Annotated in this window: 12 protein-coding genes; 4 read left to right on the forward strand and 8 right to left on the reverse strand. The window is 51.5% G+C overall.

Features of this window, described 5'->3' with window-relative positions; genetic code table 11:
• Positions 1 to 155: 155 nt before the first annotated feature.
• Entirely contained in the window at positions 156 to 2,774 is a 2,619-nt protein-coding gene (cphA, locus tag LLH06_RS19565) for a cyanophycin synthetase (protein ID WP_228170975.1), read from the forward strand.
• A gap of 67 nt (positions 2,775 to 2,841) precedes the next feature.
• Here cphA and LLH06_RS19570 read toward each other — a convergent pair whose 3' ends face one another.
• Complete coding sequence (locus tag LLH06_RS19570) at positions 2,842 to 3,720, reverse strand: glycosyltransferase family protein (RefSeq protein ID WP_228170976.1); 879 nt, start codon at positions 3,718 to 3,720, stop codon at positions 2,842 to 2,844.
• Entirely contained in the window at positions 3,717 to 5,339 is a 1,623-nt protein-coding gene (gene lnt / locus LLH06_RS19575) for an apolipoprotein N-acyltransferase (RefSeq protein WP_228170977.1), read from the reverse strand. The genes LLH06_RS19570 and lnt overlap by 4 nt, the downstream gene beginning before the upstream one ends.
• Before the next feature lie 329 nt (positions 5,340 to 5,668).
• Here lnt and LLH06_RS19580 point away from each other — a divergent pair, with 329 nt between their 5' ends.
• Positions 5,669 to 6,313 carry a 5-formyltetrahydrofolate cyclo-ligase gene (locus LLH06_RS19580; protein WP_228170978.1) on the forward strand — a complete coding sequence of 215 codons (645 nt, stop codon included), beginning with the start codon at positions 5,669 to 5,671 and terminating at the stop codon, positions 6,311 to 6,313.
• Here LLH06_RS19580 and LLH06_RS19585 read toward each other — a convergent pair.
• The 6 genes from LLH06_RS19585 to LLH06_RS19610 form a co-directional block, all read right to left on the reverse strand.
• The gene (locus tag LLH06_RS19585) at positions 6,310 to 7,083 is read right to left on the reverse strand and encodes an exodeoxyribonuclease III (RefSeq protein WP_228170979.1); all 774 of its coding nucleotides are present in this window, start codon (positions 7,081 to 7,083) and stop codon (positions 6,310 to 6,312) included. The genes LLH06_RS19580 and LLH06_RS19585 overlap by 4 nt on opposite strands.
• Positions 7,084 to 7,212: 129 nt before the next feature.
• On the reverse strand, positions 7,213 to 7,911 hold the full coding sequence (locus LLH06_RS19590; RefSeq protein WP_228170980.1) for a peptidylprolyl isomerase: 699 nt from the start codon (positions 7,909 to 7,911) through the stop codon (positions 7,213 to 7,215).
• Positions 7,908 to 8,255: a hypothetical protein gene (locus tag LLH06_RS19595; RefSeq protein WP_228170981.1), complete on the reverse strand. Its 348-nt coding sequence runs from the start codon at positions 8,253 to 8,255 to the stop codon at positions 7,908 to 7,910. The genes LLH06_RS19590 and LLH06_RS19595 overlap by 4 nt, the downstream gene beginning before the upstream one ends.
• Before the next feature lie 373 nt (positions 8,256 to 8,628).
• On the reverse strand, positions 8,629 to 9,180 hold the full coding sequence (locus tag LLH06_RS19600; RefSeq protein WP_228170982.1) for an AAA family ATPase: 552 nt from the start codon (positions 9,178 to 9,180) through the stop codon (positions 8,629 to 8,631).
• 45 nt (positions 9,181 to 9,225) lie between these two features.
• Entirely contained in the window at positions 9,226 to 9,957 is a 732-nt protein-coding gene (locus LLH06_RS19605; RefSeq protein ID WP_228170983.1) for a LytR/AlgR family response regulator transcription factor, read from the reverse strand.
• 40 nt (positions 9,958 to 9,997) lie between these two features.
• On the reverse strand, positions 9,998 to 11,014 hold the full coding sequence (locus LLH06_RS19610; protein ID WP_228170984.1) for a sensor histidine kinase: 1,017 nt from the start codon (positions 11,012 to 11,014) through the stop codon (positions 9,998 to 10,000).
• 177 nt (positions 11,015 to 11,191) lie between these two features.
• On the opposite strand from LLH06_RS19610, the gene LLH06_RS19615 reads away from it, so the two are divergent.
• Positions 11,192 to 12,259 (forward strand): DUF5700 domain-containing putative Zn-dependent protease, encoded by a 1,068-nt coding sequence (locus LLH06_RS19615; protein ID WP_228170985.1) that lies wholly within the window; start codon positions 11,192 to 11,194, stop codon positions 12,257 to 12,259.
• A gap of 120 nt (positions 12,260 to 12,379) precedes the next feature.
• Positions 12,380 to 13,075 carry an SIMPL domain-containing protein gene (locus LLH06_RS19620; protein ID WP_228170986.1) on the forward strand — a complete coding sequence of 232 codons (696 nt, stop codon included), beginning with the start codon at positions 12,380 to 12,382 and terminating at the stop codon, positions 13,073 to 13,075.
• Positions 13,076 to 13,079: the final 4 nt, after the last annotated feature.

The raw sequence follows: 13,079 nt of genomic DNA on the forward strand, positions 1-13,079 counted from the left end.
CACATTTGATCGATAAAATTGCTTTATATCAGCAAAAACCGTAACGCCTTAACACTAACATTAAATTAAAGCACGATATAGTCCCGCCAAAGCTGCTTTGATAGAACATACTGAGTTATTGACCCATTACGAACGATACTGATCGATCATCATATATGAAAATAGAGAACATTCAGGTGCTGCGTGGCCCCAACATTTGGAGCGTTACGCGCAAAAAACTGATACAAATGCGCCTGGACCTGGAAGAGATGGAGCACAGGCCCACCAACACCATCGAAGGCTTTTACGAACGCCTCAAGACACTTATACCCAGCATGTACGGCCACCGCTGTTCACCTGGCGTACCTGGTGGTTTTTTTGAACGGGTGGAACAAGGCACCTGGATGGGCCATGTGATCGAACACATTGCCCTGGAGATACAAAGCCTTGCCGGCATGTACACCGGTTTTGGCCGTACCCGTGAGACCAAGACACCAGGCACCTACAATGTAGTGTTCAACTACGTGGAGGAGAAGGTGGGCGTTTTTGCGGCCGAGGCTGCCGTGCGCATAGCTGAAGCCCTGATCGCCGGTGAGAGCTACGCGCTGGAGGCCGATATACAGACCATGCGCGAGATAAGGGAGAACACTCGTTTAGGACCGAGTACCGGATCGATCGTGGAAGAGGCCATAGCGCGTGATATCCCTTGGATAAGGTTGAACAATCAATCGTTGGTGCAGCTGGGCTATGGTAAGAACCAGGTGCGCATCCGTGCCACCATGACCGAGAAGACCAGCAGCATAGCCGTGGATCTGGCCAGTAACAAGGAAGAGACCAAGCGTATATTGCAGGAGCAGGCCATCCCCGTGGCCAAAGGCATGACCATATCCTCAGCTGCCGATGTGAAGACCGCCATCAAGAAGGTCGGCTTCCCACTGGTATTTAAACCGCTGGATGGCAACCACGGCCGTGGCGCCACCATTAACGTAAAGACCGAAGAGGACGCAGTGCTGGCTTTTGAGCATGCGTCCAAGATATCGCGCAAGGTGATCGTAGAGCGATTCATCAGTGGTTTTGATTTCAGGGTATTGGTGATCGATAACAAGATGGTGGCCGCAGCGCTGCGCGTACCTGCCCATGTTAAGGGCGATGGCCGATCGACCATCCAACAACTGATCGATAAGGAGAACATGGACCCACGCCGTGGTTACGGCCACGAGAACGTGCTGACCCACATCTCGATAGACCGCGATACGCTGGACCTGCTGACTAAAAAAGGTTATACGCTGGAAAGCGTGCCTGCCGACGGGGTCACGGTATATTTGAAATCGACCGCTAACCTGAGCACAGGTGGTACCTCTATCGATGTGACCGACCAGGTACACCCCGAGAACGTTTTTATTTGTGAGCGTATATCGCGCGTGATAGGACTGGATATCTGTGGTATAGATATTATGGCACCGAACCTGACCGAGCCACTGATCGAGAATGGTGGTGTAGTGTTAGAGGTGAACGCAGCACCCGGCTTCAGGATGCACATTGCCCCAAGCGAAGGTTTACCACGCAACGTGGCCGGCCATGTGCTGGACATGCTATATCCGCAGGGGCGTTCGGCACGCATACCGATCATTGCCACAACTGGCACCAATGGCAAGACCACCACTACCCGCCTGATCGCCCACATTGTTAAGAATAATGGCTACCGCGTAGGTTTTACCACCAGCGATGGCATCTACGTGCAGAACACCATGCTGGTGAAAGGTGATACCACTGGTCCGCATAGTACGGAGTTCATTTTAAAAGACCCGACGGTAGAGTTCGCGGTGTTGGAAACTGCCCGTGGCGGTATCTTACGCTCAGGTTTGGGTTTTGGCCAGTCAGACATTGGTGTGATCACCAATATACAGCCAGATCATTTGGGCATATCTGACATCCATACGCTGGAAGATCTAGCCCGTGTGAAAAGCGTGGTGATCGATTCGGTGAAAAAAGGCGGATGGGGCGTGGTCAACGCTGATAGCAAACATTGCGTAAGCATCGCTAAAAAAGCACATTGCCAGATCGCCTACTTCAGCCTCAACGAGGAGAACCCTGTGGTGAAGGCGCATTGCCAAAAAGGCGGCGTGGCCTGCGTATTGGAGAACGGCTTCATCACCATTAAAAAAGGCGACTGGAAGATCAGGGTGCAACGGGTATCGCAAGTGCCGGTGACCTTTGGCGGAACGGTGAGCTTTATGATCGAGAACGTGCTGGCCGCCACGCTGGCCACTTACCTTTGGGGCTTCAAGACCGAGGATATCAAAACATCACTGCAAAGTTTTGTACCGTCGGCGGCGCAAACACCTGGACGCATGAACATCTTCAACTTTAAGGAGTTCAGGTTCATGGTCGATTTTGCACACAACCCGAATGGCTATCACGGCATCAAGGATTTCCTTTCGCATATCGATTCGCCGCAAAAGATCGGTTTGATCGCCGGTACAGGTGACCGCCGCGATGAGGACATCCGCGAGTTGGGCCGTATAGCTGCAAGTATGTTCGACCACATTTTACTGCGCCAGGCCGATCACCTGCGTGGCCGTACCCGCGAGAACATTATGGACCTGATGATCGAGGGCATCAGGGAAGTAAAACCTGACATGCCATACGAGCGCCTCGAAGATCATGTGGATGCCATTGCCTACGCGATCAATTTAGCCCAACCCGGTGCCTTTGTGACCACCCTGAGCGATGCCGTACATGGTGCCATCGATATCGTGCAGAACTATCATGAGCGGGAACGCACCGGGAGCTGATGCTTAGATAGATGAAAATAAAAAGGTGGTCGATGTGGCCGCCTTTTTTATTTTACATACAAAATGATCACTTGATGATCTTGTAATTGCGGTATTCGCTTACGCGCCAGCCGGTCCAGTCCTCGATCTTTTGCAGGATGCGGCGCCTTAACGGCATTTGCCTGGCAATGGCTTTCTGATCTACGTTCAGGTTCCAGTTCTGGGCTTTGATGCGGCGCTGCATGACGGCAGGGTGGGTGCCTTCAAAAGGTAACAAACGATCGGCGTTCTTAAAGTCGAACTCAAAGGTTTGCGGCAGGTTCTCGTTCAGCCAGGCATCATCATGGTAGAACTGGTTGAAATTGCGCAGCTTACTTTCTAACCCTTTGGGTGCTTTGACCCAGCCATAATGGTAGATGTAAGCATCGATCAATTTCACATTGATCTTCCGGTCGTTCCACCTAAAGCCTTGAGCATCCCGGTAAGAGTGGATATTTTGGTTATTGCGAACGATGCGTATCTCGCGGCGATACCACCGGCGCGAATGGGCGATGTAGCTATATGAGCCGTAAAAGTGCAGGTACTTGAATAGTAGGCCTTCCACTTTTTTATCTTGTAGGTTATCATGCATGGCCTGTTGGATCACGGGCAGGTACTTTTCGTGTACCACCTCATCACCTTGTATGTAAAAGGCCCAGTCCACATCGGGTGATAGGGCCGCGAATGCTTTGTCGGTCTCCTGGGCAAATACCCGTCCGCCCTCGCGCAGGCTTTCGTCCCAAACGGTATCAATGATGCGGATCTTGGCCGAATCGATACCCCTTACCAATTCTTCGGTACCATCGTCACTACTGCCCAGGGCGATCACGAATTCATCGCAAAGGGGTAGGATGGACGTAATGGCTTCCACCACGGGGTAATCGTTCCTGACCGCGTTACGGATAAAAGTAAAACCGGCTACCTTCATGCTGCCGCTACGCGTTTAGGTTTTAACCTGCGGAACACGATGAAGATCATGCCCAGCAAAGCCAGGCCACAACCGCCTTTGGCCAGATAATCGCCATGTTTGGTATAAAAAGTAAGCTCTGAGTTGAGGTTGATCTCTTGTTTCAGGGCGGCCTCTACCCACCAACCTGAACGTTGTATCACATCGCCGCGCTGGTTAATGAAACCCGATATACCGGTGTTGGCCGAGCGGCATACCCAGCGGCGGTTCTCGATGGCGCGCAGCTTGGCATAATCGATATGCTGATCCTTGCCAGAGGTATTTTCCCACCAGCCATCATTAGTGATAATGGCGATGAACTGCGCCCCTTTACGCACCGAATGCGATATCCAATCGCCCCAAATGGTCTCGTAGCAGATCACCGGGTCGGCGCCTATGCCGCTTTGGGAGTAAAATACATCGGCATCGGGCTGGCTGCCAAAGCCGCCGGTTGAACCACCCAAATGTTCAAAAACAGGCGTCAGGAAACTCAATGCCGCACCAAATGGCATGGCCTCGGCACCGGGCACCAGTTTCGATTTATGGTAAAATTGCACTCGATCTGAGTTCTCGATCTGCACTGCGGTGTTGAACACATCAAAATACTGATGGGTATTCTCCGAAAAACGGGCCGTAGGGGTATGCGCATCATTATAGATGCGATAGGTGGAAACGCCGGTGATCAGGTTGCCGTTACGGTAATTTTTCAGGAACTGCCTCATCTGGCCATACTGGGTCGACTGCGTAAAGCGGTCCTCGTCGGTATCTTCGGCTATGGCGGTCTCCGGCCAGATAAAGTATTCGGTATTCGGCTGCGCTACTGACGCCGACAAGCGGGTGAGCTTACTCATTTCCTGGTCGGGAGCAAGGTCAAATTTGGTATAAGGGTCAACATTAGGTTGCACCACTACCACGTTAGAGGGGTTAGGCTGCTCCTGGTAGCTGTAATAGGTGACCAGCGAATACCCCAAAGGCAGGATCAGGCTCAAGGCGAAACCTACGGTCAGTTTTGAACGGTATACTTTAGGACGTGATTCCCGCAAACTGATATACAGCAGGAACAAAAAGATATTACAAAGCCATATCCATATGGTACCGCCGTAAACACCGGTATACTCGTACCATTGCACCCATTTGTGACTTACGGCAAAGCCATTACCCAAGGTCATCCATGGGAATTTAAGGTCCCAGGATTGGTGCAGGTACTCGTAGGCGATCCAGAAGCAAACCAAAGCCGCTAACGACCAGCCGCGTGCGGTACTGAGCCGCATGCGGTAGTACAACCAACAGGTGCCTGCCATTAACAACGGACCTAAGGAATACGGGATCAGCGTGATCGGGATGGCCACCAACGGACCGATGGTCTTGAGCGAATTGTATACCCAATAGATACTCAGGCTGTTCCAGATGAAGAAACCGATAAAGGTAGTGGCAAAAACGAACTGCCCTTTTTTCGTCGAAGGTGAATTGATGATATTCTCGATAGCAATGAGCATCGGCACCAAACCAACGAACAGCAAAAAGGTGGTGTAAGCGGTTGGCGGCCAGGCTATCCATAGTAATAAGCCCGAAAATACGGCAAGCAGCAAGTTCTTCTTCATGCGGATACAAAGGAACGAAATAAAAGTGGCATCGCCTTGTGGTCAGCTTTCTAACGTGGTTTTAGGTGGCGTAGGTATGCAGCTTACTGATCATTGCCAATTTTGTAATTGATCGTCGCACGTAGGGCAAAGCGGGCCGATCGCGACGATCAGCTGCCTGCCGCAGGTGTTACATTTGCGTGTTCAAGTGTTACATTTGGTGTTACAAATTGAATAAATGCTGAATTTTCTTGATCTTTCTGGGTTTTTGCGAGTTTCGTAACGATGAAAAGTGGGGAAATTTGGGGAAATTTGTTACATCGGTGAAACATTTGTAACGCCTTTTGAACATGACCAAGAGTGAACTCCGAAAGCTATTCAAGGCCCGGCGGGAACAGCTATCGCAGGCCGAGTATGATGAGCTGAACCAGCAGCTACTTCAGCGCTTTGCCCGCGTTGGACTGAGTGGAGTAAGTTGCGTTCACCTGTTCCTGCCGATCCGTAAATTCAAGGAGCCCGACACCTTCCTGATCAGGGAGTGGCTTCGGGAACATCACCCGAACATTCAAAGGTTATTCCCCAAGGCTAACTTTGCCGACCATACCATACAGAACTATGCTGATGACGACCAACTGGAACTGGCCGTTAACGCTTTCGGTATCCCTGAGCCGGTTAGCGGCAACCTGGTACCCATCCAAGATGTGGATCTGATGCTCATCCCCCTATTAGCTCATGACCAACAGGGCTACCGGGTAGGTTACGGAAAAGGCTTTTACGATCGCCTTATGGCCCAGTGCCGCCCCGGCACCCGTTTTATCGGCCTGTCATTTTTTGAGGCAGTAGACCTTATAGATGATGTGAACGAGTATGATATGAAGATGGATCTGACACTAACGCCAAGCCGCAACTCACACCCCCAGCCCCCTGAAGGGAGTATGACCGAACACCGCTTACTGCTTCATTCCCCCTTCAGGGAGTTAGGGGGTTTGGGTTAGGGGGTGACATCCAACTCCAGTAATACCGGGCAATGATCAGAGTGCCTGGCTTCGGGCAGTATGGCGGCACGCTTTACGGCGCTTTGCAGGTCGGTGGTCACCATGTTGTAATCGATGCGCCAGCCCAGGTTCTTGGCGCGGGCGTTGGCCCTGAAACTCCACCAGGTGTAGTTGTGCGGCTCCTTGTTCAGCAACCTGAAGGTGTCCACAAATCCCATCTCCACAAAACGGTCCATCCAGGCACGCTCTTCGGGCAAAAAGCCCGATGAGTTGGCGTTCGACTTAGGGTTGTGGATATCGATAGGCTTGTGGCAAATGTTATAATCGCCGCAAACCACCAGTTTAGGGTAGGCCCATTTCAGCTGGTTCAGGTATTCGCCAAATTCATCCAAAAAACGATATTTGAATACCTGACGCTCATCTCCACTCGACCCCGACGGGAAGTAAACGCTCATTACCGACACGTCCTCAAAGTCCACCCTGATGCAGCGGCCTTCGCGGTCAAAATCTTCTATGCCGCACCCGTACTCCACATGCTTGGGCGTGTGGCGGGTAAATATGGCAGTACCACTATAGCCTTTCTTTTCGGCCGGGTACCAATAGTGCTGATAGCCCATTTGCTCTACCAGCAACAGGTCGGTCAGAACATCGGGCGTGGCTTTGATCTCTTGCAAGCAAACCACATCGGCATCGGTGGCTTGCAGCCATGATAACCAGCCCTTGGTCATGGCGGATCGTATGCCGTTCACGTTATAGGTAATGATCTTCATTGAGGTGATCAGGTGTTTATAGTAAGGTTGTCATCCTGAGCGATAGCGAAGGATCCTATGCTCAGAATATCTGAACTACATGCAGGGTATATAAGATGCTTCACTGCGTTCAGCATGACAATTCGGTTGTTACTTATCCAAATTCAACAATTTATCCAGTTGACGGCACTGCCTTTTGCTCAGCAATTCCACTTTCATAGGTACATCCTGTACGGGGCGGTCGCGTTTGTCGGTCTTCACGGCAGCAATGCGGTCAACCATATCTATGCCGCTCACCACTTCGCCGTAAACGGTGTAGCCATGGTCGAGCTGTGGCGTCCCCCCTACCGACCTGTACCAGGCGCGCTGCCACTCGGGTATATGGTAACCTTTCAGTCGGGTGGTCTCTAACGAGTCGATACGGGCATCGGTCACCCGTTTGCCTTCCACTATGTAGAACTGCGTAGCGCTCGATGCCTTTTCGGGGTTATTGTCGCGTGCGGCGGCCAATACGCCTCGCTTGTGGAACAGGCTGTCCCTGAACTCGGCTGGCACCTTGTATTTGAGGTCGCCCTCGCCCAGTTCGGCACCCGGCTTGGCGTTCTTAGAGTCGGGATCGCCACCCTGGATCATAAAATTCTGGATCACGCGGTGGAACAATGTACCATTGTAAAAGCCTTCTTTAGCCAGCTTCACAAAGTTATCGCGATGCTTGGGCGTTTCGTTATACAGGCGAATGATCACTTGGCCATACCCGGTACTAATGCGTACATATTGGTTACGCGGTGGCTTGGCATAGGCCACCGAGCCGGTGATCAGCAGGGTCAGCAATAAGAGTTTGCGGGTCATGAGTTCTGCATCTCCTCGAAATAATTGATGATGAGCGACTTGATCACCATTTCCTGCTCCAGCAAGGTATAGTTTGGGATCGGTTTGACCAGTTTCCAATGCGGCCAACCGTCCTGATCGGCACCTTCCAGTTCGTAAAAACCCATTTGGCTGAACAGCTTGCAATTAGCTATGTGCATCAGTTCCTCCTTTTGGCGTTTGCTGAACTTTTTAGGCCCCTGGCCCAGTTCCTGCACGCCGATCAGGAATAACATGACCTTCAGGTCGGGCAGTTCGTTGTCAAAATCCTCAGCTATGCGCTGCTGCAGCTTGCTCCACTTTTCGTTTATTTCAGCAGGTGTCATTGTGAGGGTAAAGATACGCTTTTCGGGTTCACTTGATCATTAGGGTAGCTGTTTCAATTCCCTCTCAAGAGGGAATTCTGAGGGCTGTTCATTCCCCTCTTGAGAGGGGGTGGGATGGAATGAGCGGAGGCAGGGGTGTGTAATGTCAAGGCGACCCGAAACTTTGCAGGATGTATAACACACCCCTAACCCCTCTCGAGAGGGAAATTATGGTAGAGTTGATTGGTGGCCGGGCTTGTGGGATAGCTATTGAAACTTTGCAGGATGTACAACACACCCCTAACCCCTCTCGAGAGGGGAATTATGGTAGAGTTGATTGGTGGCCGGGCTTGTGGGATAGCTATTGAAACTTTGCAGGATGTATAACACACCCCTAACCCCTCTCGAGAGGGGAATTTTGTTGGGATAGCAAATATTCGTCGATGGCATTGACGGCAGCATCGTAGCGGGGTTGGCCTATGCCTGATATCACCTGGTAGTTGGCGTTAAGGGCTTGTAGTTCCTGGTGCCATACCTGCATAAAGTGTTCGCGTTTGGTGGGGAAGTTGCGCAAGGGGTCATCCTGCCAGGGCAGGTCGATGTTGAGCAACAGGTATAGGTCATATCGATGCTGGGGCAGCAGGTCCAGCACTTCCTGTGGGGCCTTGCCGAACATCTCGTCGCTCCAGATCTTGATCGTGATAAAGGTGGTATCGCAAATGAGCAGCTGGTTGGCCTTGGGCAAGTACTCTTTTTCCAGCTCCAGCTGACCGTAGAACATGTTCACTTCATCCTGCCAGGTACAATCGCCCGTGAGCTTCTCGCAGTATTGGCGGGCGTACTCGGGCACCCAAACGGTGTGGTAGTGATTGGCCAGATAGGCCGACATGGCCGATTTGCCAGTACTCTCGGGCCCAACAATGGCTATTTTACGGATCTGTTGCATGCTATGGTGAGCAAATATAAACGCTTTTTGTTCAGTACCCCGGTATCAGGTGGGCTCTTCGCGTATCAATCTGTAGAAGGCCTCGCGGTAGGTCTCGCCTACGGGTAAGGCCTGATCGTGTATGTAGATCATGTGCCCATCGATCAGCCGGATCTTGTTCACGGCCACGATGTACGAGCGGTGCACCCGGCAAAAGGCCGGCTGAGGCAATTGGTCTTCCAGATCGCGCAGGGTTTGGTAAGTGATGATGCGCTGCCCCTGCACAAATATGGACACGTAATTTTTCAACCCCTCGATATACAGGATGTCGTCCAGATCCACCTTGATGAACTTGTTCTTGCTATCGCTTTTAACGAACATGTGGCCCTGCTGGGCAGGAGCGGCCATCGCTGCGGGTGCAGTAGCCGGGGGCAGCGTTGCGGCCATTTGCTGCCATGCCTTTTGTGCGGCCTTCAGGAACCTATCGAAAGGGACAGGTTTTAGCAAATAGTCGATCACATCATGCTCATAGCCTTGCAACGCATACTCAGGATAGGCAGTGGTGAGGATCACCTTGCACTTGCTTCCGCAAAGTTTCAGGAACTGGATGCCGCTCAGATCGGGCATTTGTATATCCAGGAACACCAGATCCACCTCGCCCTGCTGCACCAGCGCCAGTGCTTCAATGGCATTGGTACAAATGCCTACCAATTGCAGGAACGGCACCTTACCGACGTGGTCGGCAATGATCCTGGCCGCGTAGGCTTCATCATCAACAGCGAGGCAACGTATCTTCATCTGGGTAAAAAATTAAAGAGGTGTGAGGAATGAGATAAGATCACAGATCGATGTTGAGCGTGATCTTGTAAGAGCGGCCGTTATCGGCAATGAGCAATTCGTGTTTGTCGGGGTACAATAAGGCCAGCCGCCTGCGGGTATTGGTAATACCTACCCCGCTCGAGTGATCTTTGGGCCCGTGGTTGACCTTGTTACTTACCGTGAACATGAGCCGATCGCCGATCACGCGCAACTGTATCTTGACCGGCCGTTGCGGATCGTTCATCACCCCGTGTTTAAAGGCGTTCTCTACAAAAGGAATGAGCATCAGCGAGGCGATACGCTTACCGGCCAGGTCGGTATTGGCCTTGAACTCCACATTGAACTGATCGCCAAAACGGAGGCGGAAGATGTCGATATAGTTTTGCAGGTGGTCCACCTCGTGTTGCAGGTCCACCTTGCCATCGGCGCTTTGGTCGAGCGCGTAACGCATCAGTTGCGATAGCTTGATCACGGCGTTGGCCAGATCATCAGATACCGGGTAGGCCAGCGAGTAGATGTAGTTGAGCGTATTATACAAAAAGTGCGGGTTGATCTGCGACCGCAAAAAGGCCAGCTCGGCCTCCTGTTTCTCGCGGCGCAGGGCCTCGTTCTCTGTCTGGTTCCTGAACTGTTCCTGCATGTTCCAGATCGCGGCACTGATCACCGCCACAGGTACGCCCTGGTAAAGGTTATCATACAGGTAGCTCGTTACCGTGATGTGGCCGTAATAATTACTGAACCCGAACACCAAAGGATAAAGCGCCTGCTCTAACCCGAACCGCACTGCCGAGAACACCACCGGCACCGCCAGCAAGGCGAATGCAAGCGCAACGAAACGCTTTTTACGAAGCAACTGTGGGAACACCCACAGGAAAAGGTAATAGAACACCGCCACCAAACTGAGGCAAAAGGATAGCTGCAACAGCATTAGCACCTTTACATTGGCCACACCCGCGCTGCGCCATATGCTTACCAGATCATACCCGATCACGGCCAGCCAGCCCAGTACATGGTAAAATATGGTCTTTTGCTTCATCCCGTAAAATTACGCATTGCTTTGGCCACGGCCAGTTTTTTATACGAAAGTACCTGATCGTTATGCTAACCCGTTTTGCCGGGTTTATATAATGAAACGAGGCGTTGGGATAATAGAATTGATGCCGAATGGTTGCGAGGGCACCTTTGCTTCATCACCAAGAACGAACACCCAGATATGAAAAAGCAAAGCATCCTCTTTTCTCTACTTATAGCTCTGACCTTACTATCAATAAGCGCGAAGGCACAGGTCATCAACATTGATGCGGCCCTGCAGTACTGGCAACTTACGGATAGCCTGCGGCATGACCGACCGATCACCGATGAGCAGTGGAAACAGTTCATCGCCATGGAGGGCAACAAGACCTACATACGGTCGGTGTTCGATAGCGCCTCGATAGCCGATTACCGCAAAGCGGTGGAGATGGTGTACATGCCTAAGCAGGCTGCACGGCTGCAAAAGAACCTGGCCGCCAAATATTGGTACGCCATACTGGTGCAACGGTATAAGGATAAAGAGGACTCGCTCAAGACCTATCTTAAAAACACCCTCGCCAGCCCGGCCTACAGCACGGTGATGTACGATAAGGTATACCAATGGCTGCCCAAAAAGGCCAGGCACCAGATCCCGGGCATCAAGTTCTTTTATAATGCGTTGGGAATGGATGCGGTATCTTACGCTAACGGTATCTTTATTAGTGCCATGGCGGCCTTTCAGCATGCCAAGATCAGCACAGGTATATTGGAAGCGCACGAGATGCACCACCAGCTAAGGCCGCAAAGAGCATTGCGCAAACCAGAGACCGCTCACCAAGGCATCCTCTACGCTATCCGCAGCATTCAAAATGAGGGCATTGCCGATATGATCGATAAAGAGCCGATCTACACCCTGCCTGGCGACCCTGAAGAGATCGGCGACTGGCTGATCAAACCCGCGCCCGAGGCGATCAGAAAATTGGATTCGGCCATCGTGATGATGGCCCGGTCAGACAGTCATACGTTCGAGAACGAGCGTTATTACCGGCAGGTGCTGCGCTCGTCGGCCGGGCATATGCCGGGGTTCTACATGGCGCGCACCATTGTTCGTAATGGCTATGGCAAACAGATGATCAAACATGCCGATGACCCTTTCGCCTTCATTTACCTGTACCACAAGGCAGCTCAAAAGGACGATACCAAACCCGCGATGTTCAGCGCCGAAGCGATCGCCTTTCTAAAGCGGCTGGAAAAGCTATACGCGGAATAAGCCGTAGGGCGGCTAAACTTTTGCATCGGTCGGTTGTCAATAGCTATGAAATATGCACGGGCCTGTTATGAACCATCAGCAGGTGCCGTATATCAACAAGAACGAACATTATACTTACACATGAAAAAGTTATTTTTATTAGCCGCCCTATCAATTGTTACTATCACTGGTTTTGCGCAAACCACCGACCTGCGCCGCAAGATCGAGGTGATGGGCAGCGCCGAGCAAGAAGTTACGCCCGACATCATCTACGTTTCGATATCATTAAAGGAATACATGGATGGCAAAAAGAAGGTGGACATATCGACCTTAGAAAAGCAATTGCAAAGTGCCGTGACCGCTGCCGGTATCGCTAAAGAGGATTTCACCATCAGCAGTATCAGCAGCTATAACTACGTGATCGAAAAGAAGAAGAATCCCGACTTTTTGGCCAGCAAACAATACCGCATCAAAATGCGCGACCTGAACGCGATCAACATCATCCTGAGCAAGATAGACGACAAGGGTATCCAATCGACCGGTGTGGATGGTTACGACTACTCTAAAATCGCCGAACTGCGCCGCGACCTGAAGATCCAGGCCCTGAAAGCTGCCCGCGAAAAAGCTACTTACCTGCTGAGCAGCATTGGCGAAAAATTAGGTGGCGCGATCGACATCCAGGAGATCGACAACGAGCCGATGAACCAGCCGGTACGTTATAACCTTGCCTTCAAATCGGCCGCTGCCCCAATGATGGATGCCCAGCAGTCTGATGTTGATTTCAAGAAGATCAAACTGAACTACCAGGTACGTGCCGTGTTCGAGATCGTTAAGTAAGTGA

The sequence above is a fragment of the Mucilaginibacter daejeonensis genome (assembly GCF_020783335.1).
GTDB classification, from domain to species: Bacteria; Bacteroidota; Bacteroidia; order Sphingobacteriales; family Sphingobacteriaceae; genus Mucilaginibacter; species Mucilaginibacter daejeonensis.